Origin of the sequence: Limnobacter alexandrii, assembly GCF_005871185.1 — a bacterium.
In the GTDB taxonomy this organism is placed as follows: domain Bacteria; phylum Pseudomonadota; class Gammaproteobacteria; order Burkholderiales; family Burkholderiaceae_B; genus Limnobacter; species Limnobacter alexandrii.
Genome location: NZ_SWKN01000007.1, coordinates 419,828 through 444,498, shown reverse-complemented (window position 1 = coordinate 444,498; position 24,671 = coordinate 419,828). Strand labels below are relative to the sequence as shown.

Below are 24,671 nucleotides of genomic sequence, written 5' to 3'. Positions count from 1 at the left end.
CAATGAGCAAAAGGATTCTGGTGGTTCTTGGACATTCTTCCGAGAACAGCTTGTGTGGCGCAATTTCCAGTTCATACACGAGGGGTGCGCAAGCTGCGGGTCACGACGTTCGATTGCTCAGCCTCCCCAGCTTGAAATTTGATCCGATTCTTCACGACGGTTACAACACCATTCAAGCGTTGGAACCCGACCTGGTGGAGGCGCAGAAATCCATTGTTTGGGCCGAGCACCTGGTTTTTGTTTATCCAATTTGGTGGGGTTCAATTCCCGCTATTCTCAAGGGATTTTTCGACCGCATTTTGTTGCCAGGGTTCGGCTTTAAATTCAAAGAAGGCGCCTTGATGGCAGATGGCCTGTTGGCCGGGCGCACAGCCCATTTGATTGCAACCATGGACACACCCCCTTGGTATTACCGATTGGTGTATCGCATGCCGGGACACAATCAAATGAAGCGAACGATTCTCGAGTTTTGCGGCGTTAAACCTGTTGCTGTGACCAGTTTTGGGCCGGTCAAGAATTCGCACGCAACAACTCGTGAGAAATGGCTGTCGCGTGCCTATTCTTATGGTTTTAAGGCTTGAATGGTTTCTTGGCTGGCCGTTTGCTGTCTTTCCACGGTCCAGGTGTGAATAGGCTCGTGTCCCTCGCGCACCCAGCCCGGGGGCTTCCACAAATGTTTTAACCTTTCCAATACAGGACCTGGCGCCGTCACATCACGCATCATGTCCACCAATTCATGCAAATTCAGTACAAACCAGTTGTGGCTTTTGATCTGCTGGGGTGTGCCGTAAAGCACTTTTTCCTGCTCTGGTTCGTAGGTTCCAAACAAATGATCAAAAAGCATGACCACGCCGCCGTAATTTTTGTCAATGTACTGCGCGTTGCGGCCGTGGTGAACTCGATGGTTGGACGGTGTGTTGAACAACCACTCAATGGCTGGGTGAAACTTCCCAATCGACTCGGTGTGCACAAACCATTGGTAGGCCAGGTTGGCTGCCAGTAAACCGAGAATCAGATCGGGTGAAAAGCCCAATAAAACAGCAGGGACAAAGAAAATCCAGGTGCCTATTATTCCATTGAGAATACTTTGTCTGGCCGCAGTTGACATGTTCATGATCTCGCCGGTGTGGTGCGACACATGCTGAGCCCAAAACCATCGAACCCGGTGTGCAGTTCGGTGATACCAGTAGTAGCAAAGTTCCTGAACGAAAAAGGCTGCAATTACTGTGAACACATTGACGGGAATGGTGAATAGTCTGTGCTCCCAAAGCAGCGCCCACAATGCAAGCAGATAACTGACATTCATCAGGGCGCTGGAGATGTAGAAGCCAAAGCCCAAGGCGTAATTTGCTGCAACTTCGCGTAGCCAAAAAGTCTGGTTCCGGGCAATGTTCCAGTTTCCCGAGCGATATCGCACATGGATCCACTCGAGCAAAAAAGCAGTGACAAACAAAGGAAGCATCAGGATCAGGATCAATTCGCTTAAACCTGGCGCTCGGCCAAATACATTGATCAATGCTTCAGTAACGGTTTGGTACAAAAAATCCATCGCAACACCTTTGGGTTGAACTCGTGAATCGGTTTTGATTCAAAAGAATTATCCATAGGCACGTGCGCTGAATATTGACTTCTGGCCTTTAGTTTTTGACATAATGTGCCAATGAGCACATCCAGCAATCAGCACGCACTCATTCTCGCGAGGCTTACACACATTGTTCGCCGCTTCATGGAAGCGGAAGGGCTGAGTCTTGATTTGTTGAATGAGTACACGAATGTGGCCTCTTCCGGATCCGAGCGATTGCCGATAGGGCAATGGTGGGCTCTGCTTGAGCGCGTGGCACAGGTCAGCAACGACCCCCATGTCGGATTGCGAATCGGCAAATTGACCCAGATTCAAGATGTCGGTGTTTTGGGGTATTTGGCCGCCTCGTGTGAAACCCTGGGGCAAGCCATGCAGCGCTTGCAGCGATTCGAAGGGCTGTTGCAGCAGCTAGCCGCCTCCTCGGTTGCGGTGGACGGGGATTGCATCCGTTTGGCCTGGACCAATGAGAATGGACACTCCACAGACTTGTCGAACGAAGTGCTGATCAGCGGCTTGCTCACTGTGTTGGGAATTTTGATAGCCCCACATCGCATTAAACCCGTCTGTGTCGAATTTCCGCGAAAGAGCGGCTCGGGTTTGGCCACTTATGAAGCCATGCTTGGCTGCCCAGTGCAATTTGCCCGACCACAATTGGCAGTCAGGCTGCGCGCAGACAATTTAATGCTACCAATCAACAGCCGTGACACGCACCTGATGCAGCTGCTTGAGCAGCAGGCCGCAACGGCGCTGAAAGGGCTTGAGCATTCTGATGAATTTTTGATTCAACTTCAAAAAGCAATGAGCAGGGGGTTGCTGGAAAGAAATGCTTCGATGCCTTGGGTGGCGGTTCAATTAAACATGTCTGTACGTTCTGTTTATCGGGCATTGAATGAACGCGGTAAAACTTTCAAAGGTCAGCTTGATGAATTGAGGCAAACACTTGCACAGCAATACCTTGCTGATGAAACCCTGTCCCTCAGTGAAATAGCATTGCTGCTGGGGTATTCGGAGCAAAGTGCTTTCAATCGTGCTTTTCGGCAATGGACGGGCAGCACACCTTTGAAACACAGAAGGGAATTTTATTGTGTGAAGTGACCCTGAGCTTTGAAGTAAGTGCTCTCACCCCTCAACACTGGAACTCATCCGAATCGGACGGGTTCCAATTTTTGCACCTGTCGCTTCGTCAATTGCCACCGGTTCAATTTCTGTTCCTGCTTCCGCATCAAAAAATTTTGTCAGTTTTCCGCCGCCCCTGTGCTTGCGTCCCCAGGCTCCAATCATGAAGAGTACCGGCAAAAAGTCTCGCCCCGCCTCGGTTAATAAATATTCTTCTCGCGGTGGGTGTTCGGAGTAGCGGTGTTTTTCCAACAATCCTTCTTCGGTTAACACCGACAAACGCTTGGTCAGCATGGTGGGCGCTATACCCAGGCTTTTGCGGAAATTGTCAAAGCGGGTGATGCCCGCATGCGCGTCCCGCAAAATCAAAATGCTCCATGCATCGCCTACAAAAGCAAGGCTTCGTGCGATCGGGCAGGGGTTTTCCGAAATATTTTTACTGTCCATACTAATTTGATAGTGACTTTGTTTGAAATTGCAGGTAAAGTGAGTTTCGTTTTGATAGTAACAAGTTGCTGATCAGAAATCCACTGACATTTCGCACCCACGGGAGATTTAAATCATGAACAAAAACAAAAAACCGGTTGCACTGGTAACAGGTGCGTCTTCCGGCATAGGGCTGGTCACCGCTCAAAAACTTGTAGCAGCGGGTTATCGTGTATTTGGCACCAGCAGGCACCCAGGTGCCGACATGCAGCACTCGTTTGAAATGCTGCCGCTCGATGTCGACAAAGACGAATCCGTTGCGGCGCTGGTCAATCAAATCATTGATTCAACAGGCCGAATAGATTTGTTGGTGAATAACGCTGGCCGAGGTTTGTCGCCAGCCGGTGCGGAAGAGTTTTCTCTCGAGCAGGCTCAAGCAATTTTCAACACCAATTTTTTCGGTGTGGTGCGCACCACCAACGCTGTGTTGCCACATATGCGCAGTCAGCAAAGTGGCCGCATCATCAATATCGGTTCGGTGTTGGGCTTTTTGCCCATGCCTTACATGGCTTTTTATGCGGCAAGCAAGTATGCCCTGAAGGGGTATTCCGAATCACTTGACCACGAGCTTCGGACCATGGGCATACGTGTATCGGTAATCGAGCCAGCCTTTATGAAAACCGCCATTGAAGCGAATTCTACTCAGGCCGAATTTCCCATGGATGAATATCAAGACATTCGAATTGAACTTCAGCAGCGCTTGGCCAGAATGGTTGATACCGCAGAAAACCCTTCAGTGGTGGCTGATGCAATTCTGAAAGCTGCACAAGAACCCAAACCCCGCCTGGCTTACACAGCAGGTACAGCCGCCGCCCGCCTGAAAATGATGAGCAATGTGTTGCCCTCACGTTTTCTGGATGCTGGAATTCGTAAAAATTTAGGACTGAGAACACGATGAAACCATTTGCCCAACCCGAAACCAATTTGTTGAATCGCCCATTTGTATTGCCCAATGGAGTCGAGTTACCCAATCGCTTGGCCAAAGCGGCCATGAGTGAGGCACTTGGAACCTATGACAACCATGCCACATCAAAAATAGTTGAGCTGTATCGCCGTTGGGCAAAGTCTGGCATTGGCCTGATGTTCACAGGCAATGTCATGATTGATCGCAAAGCCTTGGGCGAGCCTGGAAATATCGTGATCGAAGATGAATCTGATCTTCCAATATTGAAGCAATGGGCCAATGCCGCCAGGGAAGAGGGCGTTTCATTGTGGGTGCAGTTAAACCACCCGGGCAAGCAGTCGCCCAAGGGATTGAACCAATTCAATTTGGCACCATCCGCCATTCCCTTTCGGCAGGATATGGCTGCATTTTTTCTCACTCCGCGCGAAGCCACTGAAGCTGAAATTCAAGACATCATTCAACGTTTCGGGCGCAGTGCAGCGATATGCAAAAAAGCTGGATTTGGTGGCGTACAAATTCATGGTGCGCACGGCTATTTGATCAGCCAGTTTCTGTCACCACATCACAATCAGCGAACAGACCAGTGGGGTGGTAGCGCAGAAAATCGTCGCCGGTTCGTTATGGCGGTTTACGCCGAAATTCGCCGCCAGGTTGGCCCAGAGTTCCCGGTGGGCATTAAGCTGAATTCCGCCGACTTTCAAAAAGGTGGATTTACTGAAGAAGAGTCGATAGTCACTATTCAGAGCCTTGCAGCCGCTGGAATCGACTTGATCGAAATCTCTGGTGGTACCTACGAGGCACCCGCCATGAGCGGTGTGGTTGAACAAACCAAAAAGGTGTCCTCCTCCAATCGCGAGGCGTACTTTCTGAGCTTTGCGGAGAAGGTACGCGCCCAAGTTAAAACGCCACTGATGGTAACGGGTGGTTTTAGAAGCTACGCCGGGATGAACTCGGCATTGCAATCGGGTGCTCTCGATATTGTGGGTTTGGCACGTTTGCTGGCCATTGATCCTGATGCACCCAAGGCGCTGCTCAATGGCCAGGACTGCAATTACCAGGTACGTCCCATTTCGACGGGAATCAAGGCAATCGACAAAATGGGCATCATGGAGATTCTTTGGTATTCCCGTCAACTAAAGCGTATTTCTGAAGGTGGAAATCCACGACCCAATGAAAGCGGCTTGTGGGCGTTTCTTGCGTCTATCATCAAAAGCATGTGGGGAACGAACAGAACCAGGAGGTTGCGGGCTTGAATGAAAATGATGCGGTAAACATCACAATTCCTTACTCAGTGCCTTGCGCATGCTGCGCCATCAATTCAGTCACCCATTCGATGAAAACCCTAAGCTGTTTACTGGCATATCGGTTGGGTGAGTAGGCGACATAGAGCGGCATGGGCTCGAACTTCCAGTCTTTGAAAAGTTGAACAAGTGCGCCGTTCTCGAGATGCTTCTTGGCCATGTACTCTGGCAACCATTGCACACCAAGCCCGACCAGTCCCGCTGTCAGGTAAGTGTTGCCATCGTCAATTTCAACAATTGTGTGTCCGTTGATTCCGTGGCTTTCTCCATCCCTGTGCATCGAGTAAGGAAATTCATCCGACCAGCGATAGCGAACAATTCGATGTCCAGTTAGAAGTTTGGCGCGTCTAGCCAGCGACTGAAGTGATTATTTACTGCAGGTATGACATTGACTGAACGAGACTTAGCAAACGCATCAAGCTTCACGACGGTCTACACTAAAGTTTTTGGTAACTATCGTATTCTGTCAGTACAACCCTGTTTTCCGAATCGTTAGGCTAAACCCATTGGCGTATTCTTGGGGTTTTTGGAAAGAAAATTGCACATCGTTCTAATTTAACCCTACAGGCAGAAATTGAGAGTGAGTTTTTGATGAACGGACGCATACCCAAATACTCGACCGGTCAGGTGCCTAGTGTTCCCGAGTTGATTGCATTTGAAGCTATCGCGAGGTACAAGAATTTCTCCAAAGCGGCCGATGAGCTCTCGGTGACACAAAGTGCAATCAGTCACAGGATTCAACAGCTCGAGGCAAGGCTTGGCATTACCCTGTTCCACCGGCAACAGTTGCAAACCGAGCTTACTGAGGCTGGCGAACTGTTTTTGCCTCATGTTCAACAGATCCTGTCTTCATTAGAGAACGCGATCACAGCGCTCAATGCCAAGGCCATCAAACGTGTTCGCTTGAGTTTGTCACCGCTCGTAGGGTCGCATTTGGTCAGTCACTATTTGACCGCTTTTCAGCGCGACAATCCCGATATCGACCTTGAAATCACCATTACTGCATCCCTTGCCAATTTGAGGGGTGGGGAAGCGGATCTGGGGGTGCGGATGGGTTGTGATGATGACTGGCAGGGCTTGGTTAAAGCCAGATTCTTTGAAGTTGCTTTGGTTTCAGTTTGTAGCCCAGCTTATTTAAAGGCCAATCCATGGATTGTTAGTCCGGAGAACATGTTGAAAGCCACGCTACTTCGGCAAAGTATTTTCAGCTGGAAGGAATGGTTTTTGGCGCAAGGCTTTGAGTGTGATGAACCACGGCGGGGGCCCTACTACAGTGATATCCATTTGCTTCTTCAGGCTTGCGAGTTATCACAAGGAATAGCCCTTTTGCCCAAGGCTTTGGTTGAGCACAAAATTCATGATCGCAAGCTTGTATCGCCAGTCCACTATGAGTTCTTGACTGATAAAAGTTTCTATATCTGTTCTTCTCCTCACGCACTAGAACAAACCCAAGTGCAACGATTATATGACTGGCTGGTTTTGCAGGCGTCACCATCATGAGTCAGGTCTACTCTCGCTTGTTTCCTGGCCGGCGGCACGAGGAAGAGTAATAGGTAGTTGGTGTGCCACATCATGCATTCGATCATCAATCAATTATTTGATGGCCCCATTCATCAAATTCATCTACTGGTTAACCGTTAGCAGCTAACGTTGATTTGTCAAATCAACGGGGACGATCATGATCAGTGTTTCAAATCGAGGACTTTTTCCGCATTTGTTTTTGATGTTTGTTGCGCTGCCAATGGCTGTTCTATTGAGCGCGTGCCAGGCTGAAAAGATTAAGTCTGAACACGTTTACTCCACTGACGGTGCGAAGATTTCGTTCAGTGAATACGGGAATCCGAATGGCCAGCCAGTGTTGTTTATTCATGGCTGGTCTCAAAGTAAGGAAATTTGGCAACAACAACTGACAGCGCCAGAATTGCAAGATTACCGATTGATTGCCTTCGATTTGAGGGGGCATGGCCAGTCCACTAAATCGATGAATCCTGCCGAATACGTGTCGGGAAACAATTGGGCAGACGATCTCAGCGCTGTCATCCGCAAGTTAGGCTTGCAGAACATCACAGTTGTCGCTCATTCCTACGGAGCAACTGTTTTGATGGATTACTTGAGTCTTTATGGTGACAAGAATCTTAAGGCGATCAACTTTGTGGGTGCTCTAAAGGGCGTGGGCGACGAGTTTGTGAAAGGCTATATTGGCCCTGACTTCGAACGAATCAAATTGGCGACTAGTGAGCGCTTCAATGAGCAAATTGAAGGTGTTTTAGCGCTCGCCAAGGCCAATTACGGCGACACCATCCATCGAGACAACTATGCTCGGGGGGTTGCTGCAAGCATGTTGACCCCATACTACGTTCGCCGTTATACCATTTCTCGTCAGGTTGACCACGCTGCCACTTTAAGATCTATTCAGGTGCCCGTACTTTTCAGCCATGGTCAGTTTGATCGGGCCGTGCTGGTGAGTTCTTCGATTGACATGGCTGCCATAGTCAAGGGTTCGAAAGTCAACATTTACGATGAGTCAAGCCATGCTCCCTTTGTAACCGAAGCGGAAAAGTTTAATGCCAACCTTGTGGTGTTACTGGAAAATATCGAGATGGAAATTCACCCTGAACCATTTAATCAACAGTAATTGTGTCCAGTGAAAACTCTTGTTCTGTTTGCTCAACTCGTCTGCCGCAGAATCGAACAACCCTAAGCTGAGCCAAGCTTTCTTGCCCGTTGTGTTTGTCCATCGTATCCCCAGCAATTAGAGTCAATCTGATTGATCACAATGTAGACCGGTGCAGACGCTGGAGTCGTCATGACTTCTTTGATCAAGCTATCGGCTGAACTGATGAACTCTGAGATTTCTTCATCGGTGTTCGTTCCATCTGTAATGTAGACAATTAGACTTGCGCACCATTGATTCATCGAAAGCGTTCGTGCTCCGACAGTCCAGTTCACAGGAGTGCTTTCATGAATGCTCAGAACTGTCAAATCTTTTCGTTTTCTCAATATCTCCGACATCAATTGCGTGAGTCCGCTTGATAAAGCTTCGCATTGTTGACTGTCCAGTCGAGTTTGCGTCAAGTTAAGTTGAAGTAATGGCATTTTGTGTTGTTCCTTGTGTCGTTCAGTGTTGGGTACTTAAGCTTGACATTGATTGTATTTCTACTAATTAAATGAAACAATCTAACAAATTATGAAAAGATTGTTTCTATATGCGAATAATTGATCGTCATATTTCCCTTGCCCAGTTTGCTGGCGACCTGCTTGTCTTTGCGCATGTTGTTGAAGGTGCAAGCTTTACTGCGGCAGCTTCATCCTTGGGTTTGTCCAAGAGTCAGGTCACCAAGCAGGTACGCCGGTTGGAAACGAATTTAGGAGTGACACTTCTACATCGAACCACCAGACAAATGACCGCTACGCAGGCCGGTTTATCTGTACTTCAGCATGCTAAAGTCTTGGTGCAGTCAGCGAGTAAGGCTGCGCTGGCGGCAAATACTTATGCTCATAATGTCTCTGGTCGTTTGTCTCTCAGTGCCTCAAATGCATTCGGGCAAAGCGTCATCGGCAGGTTGTTGCCTGGGTTTGTTGAACGATATCCTTTGGTGGAAACTGAATTGATATTGACTGATCGTCATGTAGATTTGCTGCATGAGGAAATCGATATTGCCATTCGGTTAACCGACAATCCCCCGGGCAATCTCGTAGGTAGACCTTTTCACACGTTTTCTTTTGTTGTCGCTGGTTCACCTGGTTACTTGAGTAAGCATCCCATCCATCATCCAAGCGATTTGGCGCAGGTGCCGTGCATGGCGTTTCATTCGCTGGCAAGACGAGAGAAGGCAACTTGGCAGTTCAGAAAAGATCAGGAGTCACTGGATATTCACGTAAAAGGTCCACTGGTGGTCAACAGCAGCGAAGTCATCCGAAAAATGGTGTTGAGTGATCAAGGTGTTGGACTACTTCCCGATTTTCTGATCGATGAAGAGCTACGCGAAAAGAAACTCGTTCCATTGTGCACGGAGTGGGATGTGCAGGGACCTTTCGGTCAGACCGCGTGGATGTTATGGCTGCCTCAAATTACAATGCCACTGGCGATGAGAGCGTTTATTGACTATGTTCTGGAACAGGCACATTCAATCCAGCGCTGAGGTAATCAGCAAACCGAGTTTAAGAATGAGAAAACAAAAAGGCCAATCACCTAGATGATCGGCCTTTCTGAGTATTTGGTTGCGGGGGCAGGATTTGAACCTACGACCTTCGGGTTATGAGCCGCCGCGAGCAATGGCTGTGGCTCGTCTCCCGGTGAATTAAAAGCTTTAGCGCTTCCTTAACAAATCAAGCTTCTCCGCTTTGATTGACAACTTTTAAGGAGGCCTCATGCCCACTATCGTTCAAAAAAACAACCGTTATTTGTCACGTGTCCGCATCGCAGGGCACAAAGGAATCTCATCTACCTTTGACTCATACCATGAAGCCCTGAAATGGGGTTTGCAAATGGAAGCTGAGTTCAGGCGAGCTACGCCCGAACGTCAGCGCTTGCTCGAAGTTGCTACCCTGAAGGCTGCGATGCTCCGTTACCGGGAGGTAGTGACTCCCACCAAGAAAGGGCACGTTACCGAGCGCAGTAGGATCGATTTGATCATCAGGTTCTATCCCACACTCGTTAATCGCAACCTTGAAGAAATTGAGGGTATGCACATTGCTGATTTTCGCGATGCTTTGGTCGGTAGTGGTTATGCGCCCGCCACCGTGAAGAGATACATGGAAGTGATCAAAGCAGTGTTCAAAACCGCGAAGTATGAATGGGGTTTCCGCAAACTGCTCGACCCAACCGAAGGTGTGCGAATGCCCAGTATTCAAAACGCCAGGTCTCGTCGATTAACCCCACAAGAATTTCAGGTCTTGTTGGCATCATGTGATGAGCATCCAAGCTACTGGTTGCGCCCGTATGTTGTTCTTGCCGTTGAAACTGCCATGCGTCGTGGTGAGCTGGGTAACCTGAAGTGGGTTGATGTTGATTTTGAGCAGCGGTGGGCACGCCTGGATGCAACCAAGAATGGGAAGCGGCGTTTTGTGCCGTTGTCGAGAAAGGCGCTGGAACAACTCGATTACCTGAAAGGGCTGTCGTTTGGGGAGCGTGTCTTCCCCGTGCAAATTGACGCGATCACGGGTGCGTTCGGCACTGCGGTGAAGCGAGCTCGCATTGTTGACTTCCGTTTGCATGATCTGCGGCATGAGGCGGTTTCACGCTTGATTGAACGTGGTCTTTCTGTGTTCGAGGTCAAAGAAATCACAGGACAACTCACAACCACGATTGTTGAGCGTTATACGCATCTGAGGAGGGATGACCTTTTGAAGAAGCTTGATTAACGGGATGTCGCTTGGGCGTTTCAATGGACTAGGTAATTGATTCGCCCTATGTGGCGGGATTTCACTATTCGATCGCTTTTTGGGGTAACTCTGACGATATTTTGGTAAAGTTGTCCAACAACAAACAAAGAGGTAGTTGATGGCTTTTTTTTATGAGTTCTTTGCGGGTGGGGGAATGGTGCGAGAAGCGCTTGGGCCTACATGGAACTGTTTGCTTTCAAATGATTTTTGTCAAAAGAAGGCAGACGCCTACATAGCAAATTGGGGCGATGCCGAACTAGTGGTTGAAGATATTTCAAAACTGAAGATTCCGGTTGCTTTTCCTCGCGCTGATTTGGCATGGGCGTCTTTTCCTTGTCAGGATCTTTCCCTGGCGGGCAATGGTGCGGGACTCAGTGGTGAGAAAAGTAGCGCTTTTTGGGGCTTCGTGAAAGTGATGAAGCGTCTCAAGCGTCGGGGAGACCAGCCAAGGCTTATCTGTGTGGAAAATGTTGTTGGGACGCTAACTTCCGGTGATGGAAAAGACTTCTCGTTGATCGTCGATGCGTTGACCTCCTTGGGTTACTTGGTTGGAGCTGTTGTAATAGACAGCGTGCATTTTGTCCCGCAATCGCGCCCACGTTTGTTTATTGTGGCAGCATCAAGCGAAATTGAACTGCCGCCAGAGATAACGTCTGGTGGGCCTTCGGCAGCTTGGCATCCCGCATCAATACTACGTGCTTACAATTCATTGCATGAAAAGCAGAGAGATCGTTGGGTTTGGTGGAATCTATCTGAGCCCAATCAACCTGTGCCTCGATTAATCGATGTAGTTGAGTGTGATCCAATAGGTGTTAAGTGGCATGAGCCGGACTACACCTCGAAGTTAATGCAATTTATGGATTCAAATAATCGGCGAAAAGTAATGGGTGCCCAGGCCTCTGGCAAATTGAATGTCGGTGGAGTTTACATAAGGACTCGTAATGGTGTGCCTAGAGCTGAAGTTCGCTTTGATGGTATTGCAGGCTGTTTAAGAACCCCTTCCGGAGGTTCCAGTCGGCAGACACTATTATTTGTTCAGGGAGAGACAATCAGGAGCAGGCTTCTCTCACCGCGAGAGGCAGCTCGTCTAATGGGGCTCCCGGACAGCTATAAACTGCCCGAAAGATACAACGATGCATACCATTTGGCTGGTGACGGTGTTGTGGTGCCAGTGGTCCAGCATCTTTCACGACAGGTTTTTGAACCGATAATTTTGGCCAACTTAGCGGATCATAATTTGCAGGAGGTCGCGTGACGCTCCCAGACACGCCCAGTTCTTTACCATCAGATGGAACGAGCGAGCTGCCTTTTGAAACCGCAGAATTGCGTGATCAATTGGATAAGTTTCTTCGGCACACTTGGATCGATCCAACTACCGGGAAGAACAAGCAAATTGGCTCTTACAAATGGGGGGTGTATGCCTTTTTTGATTACGACAAAGAGCCAATTTACGTGGGTCAGACGAACGAAAAGCTATCCACTCGTATAAGACGGCATTTGACCAATCAAAGAACTGATGCCGTTGCTATGAGTGTTCTTGATCCGTATGAGGTTTGTTATATCGAAGTTTGGCCTAAGCCTGAATTCGAGATAAACCCTCCCAAGAATGCAAAGGATATTCTCAATTCGATTGAATACGCGGTTTACCAAGAGGTGCTTCAAAGGTCTACCTTCAACGCAGTGCTGAATGAGAAAATTCCAACCCCAGGTTCCGCAGTCGTATCCCTGCCGCAATCTTATCGGGCCAAGGTTGTGTCTGACAGTGTAAGTGCGCTTCGAGATCATCCGGATCTAAGACTGGCACGACGAGCGGCAACTTTGGCTAACCTAGCTCGGGTTATCGCAGAGCGCAAGGTTCAAAAGGGTCTCAGGCAGACGCTTCTTACTCAGGCGAACCGAATAGTCGCGCTAGCCACTCGCCGCGTTAACTCAGTGTCAGGGGACGATGCTGACGATGATTGATTGTCCGGGTCTGTTGCGTTACCTCCCTTAGCAGGGGAGTGCCTTCGACTACCTTTCAAATTTTGATAGTGAGTTATTATGAAGCTACGATACCAGTCTAAGCTGGTCGTTGTGTCGATCGCCCGAATTTGTTTTGGCACTCGCTCAAGCTGAAATTTCACACTAGATGACAAACACCCCGCCCGAAACCGGCATTTAATGTCACAAAACAAAAAGGCCAACCACCGCTAAGTGATTGACCTTTCTGAGTATTTGGTTGCGGGGGCAGGATTTGAACCTACGACCTTCGGGTTATGAGCCCGACGAGCTGCCAGACTGCTCCACCCCGCGTCTGGTAAGAACGAAACTATAGCGGGTTTCCGCCTTGTGTGCAAGTGCACAAACGCTGTTCAACCCACAAACATCCCCTCAAAAACCTTTATCCTACTGAAACCACAAGAAAAATTCGCAGCAAAAAATGTTTAAAAAATTTCTGAAAAACCTCTCAAACAAACCCGAATTCATGCGCAGGGCCATGAATTTTTACGCGCCTTTGCGCGGTGCCAGTATTCATGTGCATCACATCAGCGCCAATTTCGAAAAAGTTGAAGTGCACATGCCGCTCACGCGTCGCAATAAAAACATCATGGGCACTCATTTTGGCGGCTCGCTCTATGCCATGGCCGATCCCTTCTTCATGCTGGTGCTCATGAAGCGTTTGGGCAGTCGCTACCACGTGTGGGATCAAGAGGCCAACATCCGTTTTATTGCGCCGGGCAAAGGCCTGGTCAAGGGGGTGTACCAAGTCGATGATCAAACACTGGATGAAATCAAATCCAAAGCGGCCACAGGCGACAAGGTGTTGCACACATTCGAGGTCGACATTACCCACGCCGACGGCTCGGTGGTCGCACATGTCGCCAAAGTGCTCTATATTCGCTTGAAGAAACAGTACCGTCCCAACCCCAACTAAAGCAGCAACATGTCAAAACCTGAATACGCCAATCTGCCCGTGTGGCCCGAAGCCGATACCCCCTGCGTGGGTTTTTGTTCAACCAACCTCGGAGACGACATTTGCATGGGCTGTGGTCGCACCCTGGATGAAGTCGATGGTTGGCTGTTTAAAAGCGATGAAGAAAAAGAGGCTGTCTGGAAGCGCATCCGCCAAGCGGGCGTTGGCTATCGCTGGGAAAGCTGAAATAGCCAGTCCTGATCGCGGTTAGAGCGCATGCTCAGTTTTTAATCAACCAACCAAAAACTACACAAAATCAAGGGGCTGAAAATTTTATCCACAGCGAATAGGGAAGGTTTTCCCCGCCCACTGTGGATAAGTTCCATAACACTTGGGGTAAGCCAGGATGGGGATGTTCAGTGCACTTTACTTGGGCACACTGTGAATGTCTCCGACCCTCCAAGGGTTACTTTCAGATACGGCTCGCCTCGGTGGGCCGTTTTTTTTGAAATTAATTGTGTGATCAAGTGGTTGCTGATCGGTGGATAACGTGGTTACAATGCGCCATCGGTTTATAAAATGCCCGTCGCGCAACTCGTTTCACGCTGCGCCCCTGCACCCCGCTGGCAACAGCCACTCCGGCCTGCAGGACCAATCGGCACTATTTCCCTATCAACACCTGAATTTCTTAAAGTGAGTCCGCCTGGATGGATCCCCAGCGCGCTAAAAACATATTAGAAGCAGCTTTGCTGTGCTCGGTCGAACCTATTGCGATCAAAGAATTGATGCGTTTGTTCGACGATGCCATTGACGCCTCGGTAGTCACCACCTTGCTGGAAGACCTGCGCCGCGACTGGACCCACAAGGGTTTGGAATTGGTACAGGTAAAAACCGGTTGGCGCTTTCAAACCCGAGACGACGTCAAGCGTTACCTCGAGCAAATGAATCCGGAAAAGCCCCCGAAATACTCAAGGGCTACCATGGAAACTTTGGCAATTATTGCCTACAAGCAGCCGGTTACCCGGGGCGACATTGAATCCATTCGTGGTGTCACTGTGTCTACCCAGGTCATGAAGGCACTTGAAGATCGCGGCTGGATCGAGTCAATCGGCCACCGTGATGCACCGGGACGCCCAGCACTATGGGCAACAACGGCCCAGTTTTTGGCTGACCTGAATTTGGCCAGCCTCAGCGAATTGCCTGCACTGGATGATGAAAAAGACCAGCAGCTGGCTGATGAATTACAAAAGGTCATTCCATTTGATGTGGATGACAGCGATACAGCGGAAAACGATGAGAACCAACAAGCGCAAAGCAACTGAAACACCCGAAACCAATCCGATTTCTGAGCCACTGATTGTCAGTGTCGACAGTGAGAGCCAAGACATGGAGTGGGGCGAGGTCGTCAATCAGGTTGAGGGGCTGAAGTCTGAAGAGGGCGGTGGCGCTGGAAAAAATCGCAGCAAATTGAATGTACGGCTCGACCCCGAACTGGCCCCCAAATTACACAAAGTGTTGGCCGATTCAGGCATGGGCTCACGCCGCGAGATGGAAGAACTGATTGTTGCTGGTCGTGTCTCCGTGAATGCTGAACCCGCCCACCTGGGCCAGCGCGTGTTGCCCACTGACCAGGTGCGTGTCAATGGCAAGCTGATTCAGCGCAAAAACAAATCCAAACCTCCGCGTGTACTGATCTACCACAAGCCCGCAGGTGAAATTGTCTCAATGGACGACCCTCAGGGGCGCACCACCGTATTTCAGAAATTGCCGAAGATTTCAAACGGGAAGTGGATCGCCGTGGGCCGTCTCGACTTCAACACCGAAGGTTTGTTGTTGTTCACCTCTTCCGGCGAGTTGGCCAACCGTTTGATGCACCCCCGCTACGAAGTGCAGCGCGAGTACGCTGTGCGCATTTTGGGCGAGCTGACCGAGGAGCAGCGCCAGCAATTGCTGACCGGTATTCAGCTTGATGATGGCCCAGCCAAGTTTCTTTACGTCGATGCCGCTGGCGGCGAGGGCGCCAACCGCTGGTACAAAGTGGGTTTGAAAGAAGGCCGTAACCGAGAGGTTCGCCGCATGTTCGAGGCATGTAACCTCACGGTCAGCCGCCTGATTCGTACCCGGTTTGGCGATATCATGATGCCTTCCACGCTTAAGCGTGGTCGCCACATGGAGATGGAAGCGCTGGAGGCCATGTCGTACATGCAGTCTCTGGGTTTGAAAGTTGATGAGTCCGCCCAAGAGGGTGCCATTCGCCGCGACAAGAAAAACATTGGCTCGAAAAACAACAAGCGCCGCAATGGTCAGCCTTTGATCGATCCCGGCTTGGCTTTTACCACGCCAACACAAACCTACCTCACTGTCTCGGGTGCCGCCGCTGCTGCCGCATTGAGCAACCAGAACAACCTGTCATCGGCTGGCGGTTCTGCGCGCCGTGGAAATGGTGGTGACCGCAATGGCAACAGGTCTGGTGCCAACGGCAACGGCAATGGCAACGCCCCGGCTGGAAAGTTTGCCGGTGCAGGCAAGCGCCCCGCGGGTCCACGCAATGCTGGACCGCGAACAGGTGGACCTTCTGCCGGTAGAGGTCCCGGCCGCGGCAGTGAAGGTGGAAATGGTGCAGCCCAGAAACCACAGCAGCGCAGACGCAGGAAAGCCCCAACCATGTAGTTCCACAAGCTGGAAATTACTTGAAAATAAAGGCAGTTTCGGTTATTCTCTGAGGCTGCCTGAGCGCCCACTCCAAAAAGGGTGTCTCAAATGAAGTGGGCTTACAGGCCCATTTTTTTTTGGTAAGGCGGTTTTGAAGCATTTTAGAAGACGAAGCAAGCGAATTAGTAAAGGCGAAGAAGCGAAGTGATCAATCCTGAAGAGTTTGTTGGCAATTCATGGTCTGGCGTGTGGTCAGAGTCCTGGGTAACAGAAGCCGACGCCGTGATTGCCTCGCTGGGCCTGGAAGTGGCCGACATTGAGCGCGAAGGCAATGGCCTGTTGCGCATCATGATTGATTCGCCAACAGGTGTCACAGTGGAAGACTGCGAAAAAGTCAGTCACCAGCTTACCCATCTGTTCACTGTCGAAAACGTCAACTACGAGCGGCTCGAGATTTCCTCGCCGGGCGTCGATCGCGTGTTACGTCGCAAAAAAGATTTCGAACGGTTTTTAGAGCAAGAGGTGTCCCTGAAGTTCAAGCGGGCCATCAACAATCAAAAACAGTTCAAAGGTGTATTGCAAAAAGGCAAAGAGCAAACCTGGGGGGTCTTGGTGACACCCGATGGTAAAAACGCCGAACCTTACTTGCTTGATTTTGAAATTACTGATTTGGCGGGTGCCCGTCTGGTCCCCCATCTAAAGTTTTAGGAGCCCTGGAATGAGCCGTGAGTTGCTTTTATTAGTTGATGCGTTGGCGCGCGAAAAAAACGTGGACAAAGACATCGTCTTTGGTGCGCTCGAATTGGCATTGGCTTCCGCAACCAAGAAGCGCTTCGATGAAGAAGTGGATGTTCGCGTGTCCATCGACCGCGACACGGGCGACTACGACACATTCCGTCGCTGGGAAGTGGTCACGGAAGAAGACTTCTACGACCCCGCTTATCAAATGGTTCTCGACCAGGCCTTGAAGCACGACGAAGAAGCCGAAATGGGCGACTTCATCGAAGAAGAACTGGAGCCCGTTGAATTTGGCCGAATTGGTGCACAAGCAGCCAAGCAGGTTATTTTGCAGCGCGTTCGCGACGCTGAGCGTGAGCAAATTCTGCAAGACTTCCTGGACCGTGGCGACAAAATCGTGATCGGTCAGGTCAAGCGCATGGAGCGTGGTGACGCCATCGTTGAAAGCGGTCGCATTGAAGCCCGTTTGCCGCGCGATCAAATGATTCCCCGCGAAAGCCTGCGCCCTGGCGACCGTGTGCGTGCCTACCTTTGGAAGGTAGACCGCATGGCGCGTGGTCAGCAAGTTATTTTGTCACGCACTTCGCCCGACTTCATCAAAGCGCTGTTCGCCATGGAAGTGCCTGAAATTGAACAAGGCCACCTGGAAATCAAGGGTGCTGCCCGTGATCCTGGCATGCGCGCCAAAATTGCCGTACTGGCTCACGATCGCCGTATTGATCCAATCGGCACCTGTGTAGGTGTTCGTGGTTCCCGCGTTCAGGCAGTGACCCAAGAATTGGGTGGCGAGCGTGTTGATATCGTGTTGTGGTCTGAAGACCCGGCCCAGTTTGTGATTGGTGCCTTGTCGCCAGCCACCGTTCAATCCATCGTGGTTGATGAAGACCAGCATGTGATGGAAGTGGTGGTTGACGAAGCCGAGTTGGCGCAAGCCATCGGCCGCAGTGGTCAAAACGTGCGTCTGGCTTCCGACCTCACCGGCTGGCAAATCAACATCATGACGCCTGAAGAATCAGCCAAGCGTTCCGAAGAAGAAGTCGGTAAGTTACGTGAACTGTTCACCAGCAAGCTGGATGTGGACGAAGAAGTGGCCAACATCTTGATCGAAGAAGGCTTCACCGGCCTTGAAGAAGTAGCCTACGTGCCTATCGCCGAAATGCAGGAAATTGAAGCATTTGATGCCGATACTGTCGAAGAACTTCGAACCCGCGCCCGCAATGCCTTGTTGACCGAAGCCATTGCACGCGAGGAAATTGTTGAAGGCGCAGGCGATTTGATGTCCATCGAAGGCGTAGACGCCGATTTGGTCGGCAAACTGGCCGCCGCTGAGATTTCAGACCGGGAAGGCCTGGCCGAATTGGCGGTTGATGAATTGGTTGAAATTGCAGGAATTGAAGAAGAACGTGCACGCGACATCATTATGAAAGCGCGCGCACACTGGTTTGAATAAATCAAACCGCATTGAGTAGAGTCGAATCGGGCCACTCGGCCCGGTCAGCAAGGGAATTTGAAGGAATAGTAGATGACCAGTACCACAGTCGCACAGTTTGCAGCAGAGTTGAAAATGCCCGCCGATGTTCTTTTGGAGCAGCTGAAGTCTGCTGGCGTAAGCAAAACCTCTGAGGCAGATGCAGTTACTGAAGCGGACAAGGGAAAGCTTTTGGAAAGCCTGAGAAAGGCGCACGGATCTGAAAGCGGTCAGAAGAAAATTACCCTCACCCGCAAGCAGACCAGTGAAATCAAGCAAGCAGGCCCAGGCGGCCGTGCGCGCACAGTTCAGGTTGAAGTGCGTAAAAAGCGCGTGTTTGTTCAGCGTGCTGAAAAGGCAGGCGAAAGCGAGCCGGTCATGGAGGCCCAGCTTGATCCCGCCGAACAGGCTCGTCGCGATGCTGAAGCCCAACGTCAGGCTGAATTGAAAGCCCGCCAAGAGGCGGAGCTGAAAGAAAAACAGGCCAAACTTGAGCAAGAGCGTGAACGTGAACTGAAGCTTCAGGAAGAAGCCCGCCAGCGCGCCGAAGAAGAGCGCCTTGCCCACGAAGCCGTAGAACAAGCCAAGGCTGAAAGTGCACAGCCTGCCAAAGCAGATGAAGAAGCCGATGCCAAAGATGAAGCAGCGCAAGCAGCACGCGCCCAGGAAGCCAAGGCTCGCGAACAGCGCGCGGCCGATGCCCTGAAGGCCGAACAGAAGGCCAAAAAGGCGGCGGAAGACGCTGCAAAGGCCAGCGCCAATCAGGAACGTGCTCGCAAAGCGGCTGAAGCCGAGGTTGCGGCAATTAACCGCATGATGTCTCAGCCAGCCAAGGTCATGAAGGCCGAAGAGCCTGTTGAGCCTGCCAAGCCAGCCGCAACAATCAAAAAGCCCGAGAAACTGGCTGCAGCCGGGGATGATGATTCCTCAGAGCGCGGTCGCAAAGGCGTTCGTGCACCCGGTGCCAAGGAAGAACCAGGCCGTCGCCGTGGTGGCTTGAAAACACGCGGTGAAACCGGTGTTGGCCGCACAGGTGCGGGTGGCTGGAAGGGCCCCAAGGGCAAGAACAACCGCCACAGCCAGGAACAAAGCAACTTCAATCAGCCCACCGAGCCTGTGGTTCGTGACGTTCATGTGCCCGAAACCATCACAGTGGCGGAGCTTGCGCACAAAATGTCCGTGAAGGCCGCAGAGGTGATCAAGTGCCTGATGAAAATGGGTCAAATGGTGACCATTAACCAAGTGCTGGATCAAGACACTGCCATGATCGTGACCGAAGAACTGGGTCACAAGGCGATCGCTGCCAAGCTGGATGATCCAGAAGCCATGATCGAAGAAGCCGGCGTGGCGCATTCCGAGGCACCTTCAGTGGCTCGCGCACCGGTGGTTACCGTGATGGGTCACGTTGACCACGGTAAAACCTCGCTGCTCGATTACATTCGCAGCGCAAAAGTGGCATCTGGTGAAGCAGGCGGCATTACGCAGCACATTGGTGCTTACCACGTTGAAACTGAACGCGGCATGATCACTTTCCTTGACACACCAGGTCACGAGGCGTTTACCGCCATGCGTGCTCGCGGTGCCAAGGCGACCGACATTGTTATTTTGGTGGTGTCGGCCGATGACGGTGTCATGCCACAAACCATTGAAGCGATTCACCATGCCAAAGCGGCAGGCGTGCCCTTGGTGGTTGCCATTAACAAAGTGGACAAGCCTGATTCGAATCCTGAACGTGTGAAGCAGGAACTGATCAGCCATTCAGTTGTGCCGGAAGAATATGGTGGCGACTCACCCATGGTGCCAGTGTCGGCCAAAACCGGCCAAGGTATCGACGACCTTCTGGAGCAAGTGCTTTTGCAGGCCGAAGTGATGGAACTGAAAGCCCAGATCGAAGCCCCAGCCAAAGGCTTGGTGGTTGAATCCCGCCTGGACAAAGGCCGTGGTCCTGTGGCCACCGTGCTGGTACAAAGCGGCACCTTGAAGAAAGGTGATGTGGTACTTGCAGGTTCTGCCTTTGGCCGTGTGCGCGCCATGGTGGATGAAAATGGCCGTTCAATCGAATCGGCTGGTCCCTCCATTCCCGTAGAAATTCAGGGTTTGAGCGACGTACCTGCTGCAGGCGAAGAAGTGATTGTGTTGCCAGACGAGCGCAAAGCCCGTGAAATTGCCTTGTTCCGTCAAGGCAAGTTCCGCGATGTGAAGCTGGCCAAGCAACAAGCCGCCAAGCTGGAAAACATGTTTGAGCAAATGGCCGAAGGCGAAGTCAAGAGTCTGGCCGTTATTTTGAAGGCCGATGTACAGGGTTCACAAGAAGCCTTGTCGCATGCCTTGCAAAAACTGTCGACCGACGAGGTCAAGGTGCAGGTTGTGCACGCCGCAGTGGGTGGCATCAGTGAATCGGATGTGAACCTGGCGGTGGCTTCCAAGGCGGTCATCATCGGCTTTAACGTGCGTGCCGACCAAGGCGCCCGCAAAACTGCCGAGAACAACGGCGTGGATATTCGCTACTACAACATCATTTATGACGCTGTGGACGAAATCAAAGCCGCCATGACCGGCATGTTGACGCCAGACAAGAAAGAAGAAATCATCGGCAACGTTGAAATCCGCGAAGTGTACAAGATCTCCAAAGTGGGTTCTGTCGCAGGTTGTATGGTGACCGACGGTGTAATTCGTCGTGGTGCGGGCGTTCGCTTGCTGCGCGACAACGTGGTGGTGTGGACAGGCCAGTTGGCTTCGCTGAAGCGATTCAAAGACGACGCCAAGGAAGTGCGCCAGAACTTTGAGTGCGGCTTGCAGCTGCACAACTACGACGACATCCAGGTTGGCGACATTCTGGAAGCATTTGAAGTGAAGGAAGTGGCCCGCACGCAGCTGTAAGGCTTAAGCGGGTTTGAAAAGGAAAGTATGCGTCACAAGAAAAAAGCACCAGCCAGAGGTATTCGGGTTGCCGAGCAAATCCAGAAAGACCTGGCTGAGCTGATTCCCCGTGAGTTGAGAGACCCACGGCTTGGGTTTGTCACGATCACGGATGTGGAACTGACGCCCGACTATGCCTACGCAACTGTGTATTTCTCGGTGCTGACAGGTTCAGCCGAAACCACTGAGGAGGCCTTGAATGACTCTTCGGGTTACTTGCGCAATTTGATTTTCAAGAAGCTGCACATTCACACCGTGCCTACCTTGCGTTTCAAACACGACCAATCGGTGGAGCGAGGGGCGGAAATGTCCCAGATGATCGACCGGGCGCTGAAAGGCGAGGGTGGTGGTGCCACAGATTCGGATGGTGGTGGCGACGGTGGCGGAGACTAAGAAACAAAAGCGCGCCTTGTCGGGTGTGCTGTTGTTCGACAAATCAACTGGTTTCTCGTCCAATCAAGCCCTGCAAATCGTGAAGCGCTTGTACAGGGCTGAAAAAACCGGCCACACAGGTACGCTGGACCCGCTTGCCAGTGGGTTGCTGCCATTGATGTTCGGCGAGGCCACCAAGTTTGCTGCCGATTTGATTGATGCCAGCAAAACTTACCGAACCACTGTGCGGCTTGGGTTTTCAAGCAACACAGGGGATGCGGAGGGCGAATTGACGAAAGTCAGCACACGCGCCCTTGAAAGCATTTCAGAGAATGAAGTAAAACAGGTGTGTGCGAAATTTGTTGGGGAAATTCAACAGGTTCCACCCATGTTTTCTGCATTAAAGAAAGACGGCAAGCCTTTGTACGAGTATGCTCGCGAAGGCATTGAATTGGACAGACCTGCTCGAACCCTTTTGATCCATCAATTGGATGTCATCAAAGTTGAGCACAATACACACAATGGTGAAAGCAGTTGCACCATTGAATTGGAAGTAAATTGCAGCAAAGGCACCTACGTGCGCACCTTGGGCGAAGACATCGCCAAGGCCTTGGGCACAGCGGGCTATCTCACGGAATTGCGCAGAACCGCAATCGGTGACTTGAAAGTGGAACGCGCGTACACCCTGGATGCACTCAAAGTGCTCGGTGAATCGGAAACCCCCTTTGACGCTTTGGATGCGGTGCTTTTCCCGGTTGATGCATTATTGGGCAGCCTGGGTAAAGTTGAATTGAACAATGAGTTTGCCCGGCGGTTCTCGCACGGGCAGCGGTTGCCACTGAGTTTGGTTGATGCCAAGCCAGGGCGAGTGCGGGTGTACGGAGAAGCCCCCGCGCAGGATGTGAACAACATGGCCTTCAAAGGCGAGCCCCAGTTTATGGGCACAGGCATTTTAGAAACGGATGGGAAGGGCGCCTTGCTTCGACCCGACAGATTGATTCAGGTAAATCTATGACACGCGCATTACGTAACGTTGCAATTATCGCCCACGTGGACCACGGCAAAACCACGCTGGTTGACCAACTTCTTCGCCAGTCCGGCACATTCCGCGAGAACGAAAAGCTCGAAGAACGCGTCATGGACAGCAACGACATTGAAAAAGAACGTGGTATCACGATCCTTTCCAAGAACTGCGCAGTTGAATACGAAGGCACCCACATCAACATCGTTGACACCCCAGGACACGCCGACTTTGGCGGTGAAGTGGAGCGAGTGTTGTCGATGGTTGACTCTGTGTTGTTGTTGGTGGATGCCGTAGAAGGCCCCATGCCACAAACACGTTTTGTGACCCGCAAGGCCTTGGCCCTGGGTTTGAAGCCAATCGTGGTGGTGAACAAGGTAGACCGTCCCGGTGCGCGCATTGACTGGGTCATCGACCAAACTTTCGACCTGTTCGACAAGTTGGGTGCAACCGATGAACAGCTGGATTTCCCGATTGTTTACGCTTCCGGTTTGAACGGTTTTGCTGGCGACACACCCGATGTACGTGAAGGCACCATGCGCCCCCTGTTTGAAGCCATTTTGAAGTACGTGCCCGTGCGTGATGACGACCCAAATGGTCCCTTGCAGTTCCAGATTACATCGCTCGATTACAACAGCTACGTGGGTAAAATCGGCATTGGCCGTATCAAGCGCGGTACTGTTCGTGTGGGTCAGCAAGTTACTTGTATCAACGGTCCCGACGGCGTGCCTTTCAACGGCCGCATCAACCAGGTGTTGAAATTCCGCGGTTTGGAGCGCATTCAGGAAGAAGAAGCCCAAGCTGGCGATATTTGCCTGATCAACGGCATTGAAGAAATTGGCATCGGCACTACCATCTGCTCACCAGACGCTGTGGAAGGTCTGGAAATTCCGGCGATTGACGAGCCCACATTGACCATGAACTTCATGGTGAACACCTCGCCGCTGGCTGGCCGTGAAGGCAAGTTTGTGACCAGCCGCCAGTTGCGCGATCGTTTGCAACGTGAATTGAAAGCCAACGTGGCCTTGCGCGTCAAAGACACCGACGACGACACCGTGTTTGAAGTGTCTGGCCGTGGTGAATTGCACCTGACCATTTTGCTGGAAAACATGCGCCGTGAAGGCTACGAGCTGGCGGTGTCCCGCCCACGTGTGGTGTTCAAGGAAATTGACGGCGTAAAGTGTGAGCCCTATGAAATGCTGACCGTGGATGTGGAAGACTCACACCAGGGCGGCGTGATGGAAGAATTGGGTCGTCGTAAAGGTGACTTGCTCGACATGCAACCCGATGGCAAAGGCCGTGTGCGTCTGGAATACAAGATTCCCGCGCGTGGTTTGATCGGCTTCCAGGGCGACTTCATGACTTTGACACGCGGTACTGGCTTGATCAGTCACGTGTTCGATCAATATGCACCCGTTCGCGAAGGTGGTTCAGCCGAGCGCCACAACGGCGTGTTGATTTCCCAAGACGATGGCGACGCTGTGGCCTACGCTTTGTGGAAACTGCAAGACCGTGGCCGCATGTTTGTGTCCCCGGGCGAAGCCCTGTACGAAGGCATGGTGATTGGTATTCACAGCCGTGACAACGACCTGGTTGTAAACCCGATCAAGGGCAAGCAATTGACCAACGTTCGTTCATCGGGCACTGACGAAGCCGTTCGCCTGGTTCCACCCATCCAGATGAACCTGGAATACGCGGTTGAATTTATTGCCGAAGACGAACTGGTGGAAATTACGCCGAAGAACATTCGTATTCGCAAGCGTTTCCTGAAAGAACATGAACGCAAGAAGGCAAGCCGCGACGCTGCATAAGATGCAAGGTTGAATCTTCGAAG

At 51.2% G+C, this 24,671-nt stretch carries 24 protein-coding genes and 1 tRNA gene; 20 read left to right on the top strand and 5 right to left on the bottom strand.

Translation table 11 applies throughout. The features are described 5' to 3' along the window. Positions 1-2: 2 nt before the first annotated feature. Positions 3-581, top strand: a complete 579-nt coding sequence (locus FCS97_RS09450; protein WP_138518180.1) for an NAD(P)H-dependent oxidoreductase — start codon at positions 3-5, stop codon at positions 579-581. On the opposite strand, the gene FCS97_RS09445 is transcribed toward FCS97_RS09450, so the two are convergent. After that, complete coding sequence (locus tag FCS97_RS09445; RefSeq protein ID WP_138518179.1) at positions 563-1,549, bottom strand: sterol desaturase family protein; 987 nt, start codon at positions 1,547-1,549, stop codon at positions 563-565. The two genes, FCS97_RS09450 and FCS97_RS09445, sit on opposite strands and share 19 nt — an antisense overlap. 111 nt (positions 1,550-1,660) lie before the next feature. Between FCS97_RS09445 and FCS97_RS09440 the strand changes: the two genes are divergently transcribed. Further along, positions 1,661-2,677 carry an AraC family transcriptional regulator gene (locus FCS97_RS09440; RefSeq protein WP_138518178.1) on the top strand — a complete coding sequence of 339 codons (1,017 nt, stop codon included), beginning with the start codon at positions 1,661-1,663 and terminating at the stop codon, positions 2,675-2,677. A 24-nt stretch (positions 2,678-2,701) separates the two neighbouring features. Here the strand turns inward: FCS97_RS09440 and FCS97_RS09435 are convergent, their stop codons facing one another. Continuing rightward, positions 2,702-3,145 carry a winged helix-turn-helix transcriptional regulator gene (locus FCS97_RS09435; RefSeq protein WP_138518177.1) on the bottom strand — a complete coding sequence of 148 codons (444 nt, stop codon included), beginning with the start codon at positions 3,143-3,145 and terminating at the stop codon, positions 2,702-2,704. A gap of 115 nt (positions 3,146-3,260) precedes the next feature. Between FCS97_RS09435 and FCS97_RS09430 the strand changes: the two genes are divergently transcribed. Together FCS97_RS09430 and FCS97_RS09425 are read left to right on the top strand one after the other, a co-directional pair. Next, a complete protein-coding gene (locus FCS97_RS09430) occupies positions 3,261-4,082 on the top strand; it encodes an oxidoreductase (protein ID WP_138518176.1) in 822 nt (273 codons plus the stop codon). Further along, positions 4,079-5,341, top strand: coding sequence for an NADH:flavin oxidoreductase/NADH oxidase family protein (locus FCS97_RS09425; RefSeq protein ID WP_138518175.1), 1,263 nt, complete (start codon positions 4,079-4,081; stop codon positions 5,339-5,341). Before FCS97_RS09430 ends, FCS97_RS09425 begins: the two co-directional genes overlap by 4 nt. Before the next feature lie 31 nt (positions 5,342-5,372). Here the strand turns inward: FCS97_RS09425 and FCS97_RS09420 are convergent, their stop codons facing one another. Next, a complete protein-coding gene (locus FCS97_RS09420) occupies positions 5,373-5,744 on the bottom strand; it encodes a LysR substrate-binding domain-containing protein (RefSeq protein WP_138518174.1) in 372 nt (123 codons plus the stop codon). Between the two features lie 236 nt (positions 5,745-5,980). Between FCS97_RS09420 and FCS97_RS09415 the strand changes: the two genes are divergently transcribed. Together FCS97_RS09415 and FCS97_RS09410 are read left to right on the top strand one after the other, a co-directional pair. After that, the gene (locus FCS97_RS09415) at positions 5,981-6,889 is read left to right on the top strand and encodes a LysR substrate-binding domain-containing protein (RefSeq protein WP_138518173.1); all 909 of its coding nucleotides are present in this window, start codon (positions 5,981-5,983) and stop codon (positions 6,887-6,889) included. A gap of 178 nt (positions 6,890-7,067) precedes the next feature. Continuing rightward, the gene (locus tag FCS97_RS09410; protein WP_138518172.1) at positions 7,068-8,024 is read left to right on the top strand and encodes an alpha/beta fold hydrolase; all 957 of its coding nucleotides are present in this window, start codon (positions 7,068-7,070) and stop codon (positions 8,022-8,024) included. Positions 8,025-8,086: 62 nt separating this feature from the next. Here FCS97_RS09410 and FCS97_RS09405 read toward each other — a convergent pair whose 3' ends face one another. After that, on the bottom strand, positions 8,087-8,485 hold the full coding sequence (locus FCS97_RS09405) for a tautomerase family protein (protein ID WP_138518171.1): 399 nt from the start codon (positions 8,483-8,485) through the stop codon (positions 8,087-8,089). 110 nt (positions 8,486-8,595) lie between these two features. Here FCS97_RS09405 and FCS97_RS09400 point away from each other — a divergent pair, with 110 nt between their 5' ends. From FCS97_RS09400 to FCS97_RS09385, 4 genes are all read left to right on the top strand, one after another. After that, positions 8,596-9,531, top strand: coding sequence for a LysR family transcriptional regulator (locus FCS97_RS09400; protein WP_138518170.1), 936 nt, complete (start codon positions 8,596-8,598; stop codon positions 9,529-9,531). Between the two features lie 229 nt (positions 9,532-9,760). Continuing rightward, positions 9,761-10,753 carry a tyrosine-type recombinase/integrase gene (locus FCS97_RS09395; RefSeq protein ID WP_138518169.1) on the top strand — a complete coding sequence of 331 codons (993 nt, stop codon included), beginning with the start codon at positions 9,761-9,763 and terminating at the stop codon, positions 10,751-10,753. 139 nt (positions 10,754-10,892) lie between these two features. Next, positions 10,893-12,029, top strand: a complete 1,137-nt coding sequence (locus tag FCS97_RS09390; protein WP_138518168.1) for a DNA cytosine methyltransferase — start codon at positions 10,893-10,895, stop codon at positions 12,027-12,029. Next, a complete protein-coding gene (locus FCS97_RS09385; RefSeq protein ID WP_138518167.1) occupies positions 12,026-12,736 on the top strand; it encodes a GIY-YIG nuclease family protein in 711 nt (236 codons plus the stop codon). Before FCS97_RS09390 ends, FCS97_RS09385 begins: the two co-directional genes overlap by 4 nt. Positions 12,737-12,989: 253 nt before the next feature. On the opposite strand, the gene FCS97_RS09380 is transcribed toward FCS97_RS09385, so the two are convergent. Further along, positions 12,990-13,066: transfer RNA gene (locus tag FCS97_RS09380), tRNA-Met, on the bottom strand. A 127-nt stretch (positions 13,067-13,193) separates the two neighbouring features. Here FCS97_RS09380 and FCS97_RS09375 point away from each other — a divergent pair. From FCS97_RS09375 to typA, 10 genes are all read left to right on the top strand, one after another. Then, positions 13,194-13,688: a DUF4442 domain-containing protein gene (locus FCS97_RS09375; protein ID WP_212746465.1), complete on the top strand. Its 495-nt coding sequence runs from the start codon at positions 13,194-13,196 to the stop codon at positions 13,686-13,688. Between the two features lie 9 nt (positions 13,689-13,697). Continuing rightward, positions 13,698-13,913 carry a DUF1289 domain-containing protein gene (locus FCS97_RS09370; RefSeq protein ID WP_138518166.1) on the top strand — a complete coding sequence of 72 codons (216 nt, stop codon included), beginning with the start codon at positions 13,698-13,700 and terminating at the stop codon, positions 13,911-13,913. A 461-nt stretch (positions 13,914-14,374) separates the two neighbouring features. Continuing rightward, a complete protein-coding gene (gene scpB / locus FCS97_RS09365; RefSeq protein ID WP_138518165.1) occupies positions 14,375-14,989 on the top strand; it encodes an SMC-Scp complex subunit ScpB in 615 nt (204 codons plus the stop codon). Next, positions 14,961-16,337, top strand: a complete 1,377-nt coding sequence (gene rluB / locus FCS97_RS16810; protein ID WP_342776962.1) for a 23S rRNA pseudouridine(2605) synthase RluB — start codon at positions 14,961-14,963, stop codon at positions 16,335-16,337. Before scpB ends, rluB begins: the two co-directional genes overlap by 29 nt. Positions 16,338-16,523: 186 nt before the next feature. After that, complete coding sequence (gene rimP / locus FCS97_RS09355; protein ID WP_246066209.1) at positions 16,524-17,027, top strand: ribosome maturation factor RimP; 504 nt, start codon at positions 16,524-16,526, stop codon at positions 17,025-17,027. A gap of 10 nt (positions 17,028-17,037) precedes the next feature. After that, positions 17,038-18,507: a transcription termination factor NusA gene (gene nusA, locus FCS97_RS09350; protein WP_138518163.1), complete on the top strand. Its 1,470-nt coding sequence runs from the start codon at positions 17,038-17,040 to the stop codon at positions 18,505-18,507. 72 nt (positions 18,508-18,579) lie between these two features. Beyond that, positions 18,580-21,405: a translation initiation factor IF-2 gene (infB, locus tag FCS97_RS09345; RefSeq protein ID WP_138518162.1), complete on the top strand. Its 2,826-nt coding sequence runs from the start codon at positions 18,580-18,582 to the stop codon at positions 21,403-21,405. 27 nt (positions 21,406-21,432) lie between these two features. Beyond that, a complete protein-coding gene (rbfA, locus tag FCS97_RS09340; protein ID WP_138518161.1) occupies positions 21,433-21,837 on the top strand; it encodes a 30S ribosome-binding factor RbfA in 405 nt (134 codons plus the stop codon). Next, positions 21,809-22,831, top strand: a complete 1,023-nt coding sequence (truB, locus tag FCS97_RS09335; RefSeq protein WP_138518236.1) for a tRNA pseudouridine(55) synthase TruB — start codon at positions 21,809-21,811, stop codon at positions 22,829-22,831. Before rbfA ends, truB begins: the two co-directional genes overlap by 29 nt. Then, positions 22,828-24,648, top strand: a complete 1,821-nt coding sequence (gene typA, locus FCS97_RS09330) for a translational GTPase TypA (protein WP_138518160.1) — start codon at positions 22,828-22,830, stop codon at positions 24,646-24,648. The genes truB and typA overlap by 4 nt, the downstream gene beginning before the upstream one ends. Positions 24,649-24,671 lie beyond the last annotated feature (23 nt).

Excerpts from the sequence above, each read along its gene's own strand:
- FCS97_RS09450 (WP_138518180.1), top strand. The coding sequence starts at position 3 with ATGAGCAAAAGGATTCTGGTGGTTCTTGGACATTCTTCCGAGAACAGC.
- FCS97_RS09445 (WP_138518179.1), bottom strand. The coding sequence starts at position 1,549 with ATGGATTTTTTGTACCAAACCGTTACTGAAGCATTGATCAATGTATTT.
- FCS97_RS09440 (WP_138518178.1), top strand. The coding sequence starts at position 1,661 with ATGAGCACATCCAGCAATCAGCACGCACTCATTCTCGCGAGGCTTACA.
- FCS97_RS09435 (WP_138518177.1), bottom strand. The coding sequence starts at position 3,145 with ATGGACAGTAAAAATATTTCGGAAAACCCCTGCCCGATCGCACGAAGC.
- FCS97_RS09430 (WP_138518176.1), top strand. The coding sequence starts at position 3,261 with ATGAACAAAAACAAAAAACCGGTTGCACTGGTAACAGGTGCGTCTTCC.
- FCS97_RS09425 (WP_138518175.1), top strand. The coding sequence starts at position 4,079 with ATGAAACCATTTGCCCAACCCGAAACCAATTTGTTGAATCGCCCATTT.
- FCS97_RS09415 (WP_138518173.1), top strand. The coding sequence starts at position 5,981 with ATGAACGGACGCATACCCAAATACTCGACCGGTCAGGTGCCTAGTGTT.
- FCS97_RS09410 (WP_138518172.1), top strand. The coding sequence starts at position 7,068 with ATGATCAGTGTTTCAAATCGAGGACTTTTTCCGCATTTGTTTTTGATG.
- FCS97_RS09405 (WP_138518171.1), bottom strand. The coding sequence starts at position 8,485 with ATGCCATTACTTCAACTTAACTTGACGCAAACTCGACTGGACAGTCAA.
- FCS97_RS09400 (WP_138518170.1), top strand. The coding sequence starts at position 8,596 with ATGCGAATAATTGATCGTCATATTTCCCTTGCCCAGTTTGCTGGCGAC.
- FCS97_RS09395 (WP_138518169.1), top strand. The coding sequence starts at position 9,761 with ATGCCCACTATCGTTCAAAAAAACAACCGTTATTTGTCACGTGTCCGC.
- FCS97_RS09390 (WP_138518168.1), top strand. The coding sequence starts at position 10,893 with ATGGCTTTTTTTTATGAGTTCTTTGCGGGTGGGGGAATGGTGCGAGAA.
- FCS97_RS09375 (WP_212746465.1), top strand. The coding sequence starts at position 13,194 with ATGTTTAAAAAATTTCTGAAAAACCTCTCAAACAAACCCGAATTCATG.
- FCS97_RS09370 (WP_138518166.1), top strand. The coding sequence starts at position 13,698 with ATGTCAAAACCTGAATACGCCAATCTGCCCGTGTGGCCCGAAGCCGAT.
- scpB (WP_138518165.1), top strand. The coding sequence starts at position 14,375 with ATGGATCCCCAGCGCGCTAAAAACATATTAGAAGCAGCTTTGCTGTGC.
- rluB (WP_342776962.1), top strand. The coding sequence starts at position 14,961 with ATGAGAACCAACAAGCGCAAAGCAACTGAAACACCCGAAACCAATCCG.
- nusA (WP_138518163.1), top strand. The coding sequence starts at position 17,038 with ATGAGCCGTGAGTTGCTTTTATTAGTTGATGCGTTGGCGCGCGAAAAA.
- infB (WP_138518162.1), top strand. The coding sequence starts at position 18,580 with ATGACCAGTACCACAGTCGCACAGTTTGCAGCAGAGTTGAAAATGCCC.
- rbfA (WP_138518161.1), top strand. The coding sequence starts at position 21,433 with ATGCGTCACAAGAAAAAAGCACCAGCCAGAGGTATTCGGGTTGCCGAG.
- truB (WP_138518236.1), top strand. The coding sequence starts at position 21,809 with ATGGTGGTGGCGACGGTGGCGGAGACTAAGAAACAAAAGCGCGCCTTG.
- typA (WP_138518160.1), top strand. The coding sequence starts at position 22,828 with ATGACACGCGCATTACGTAACGTTGCAATTATCGCCCACGTGGACCAC.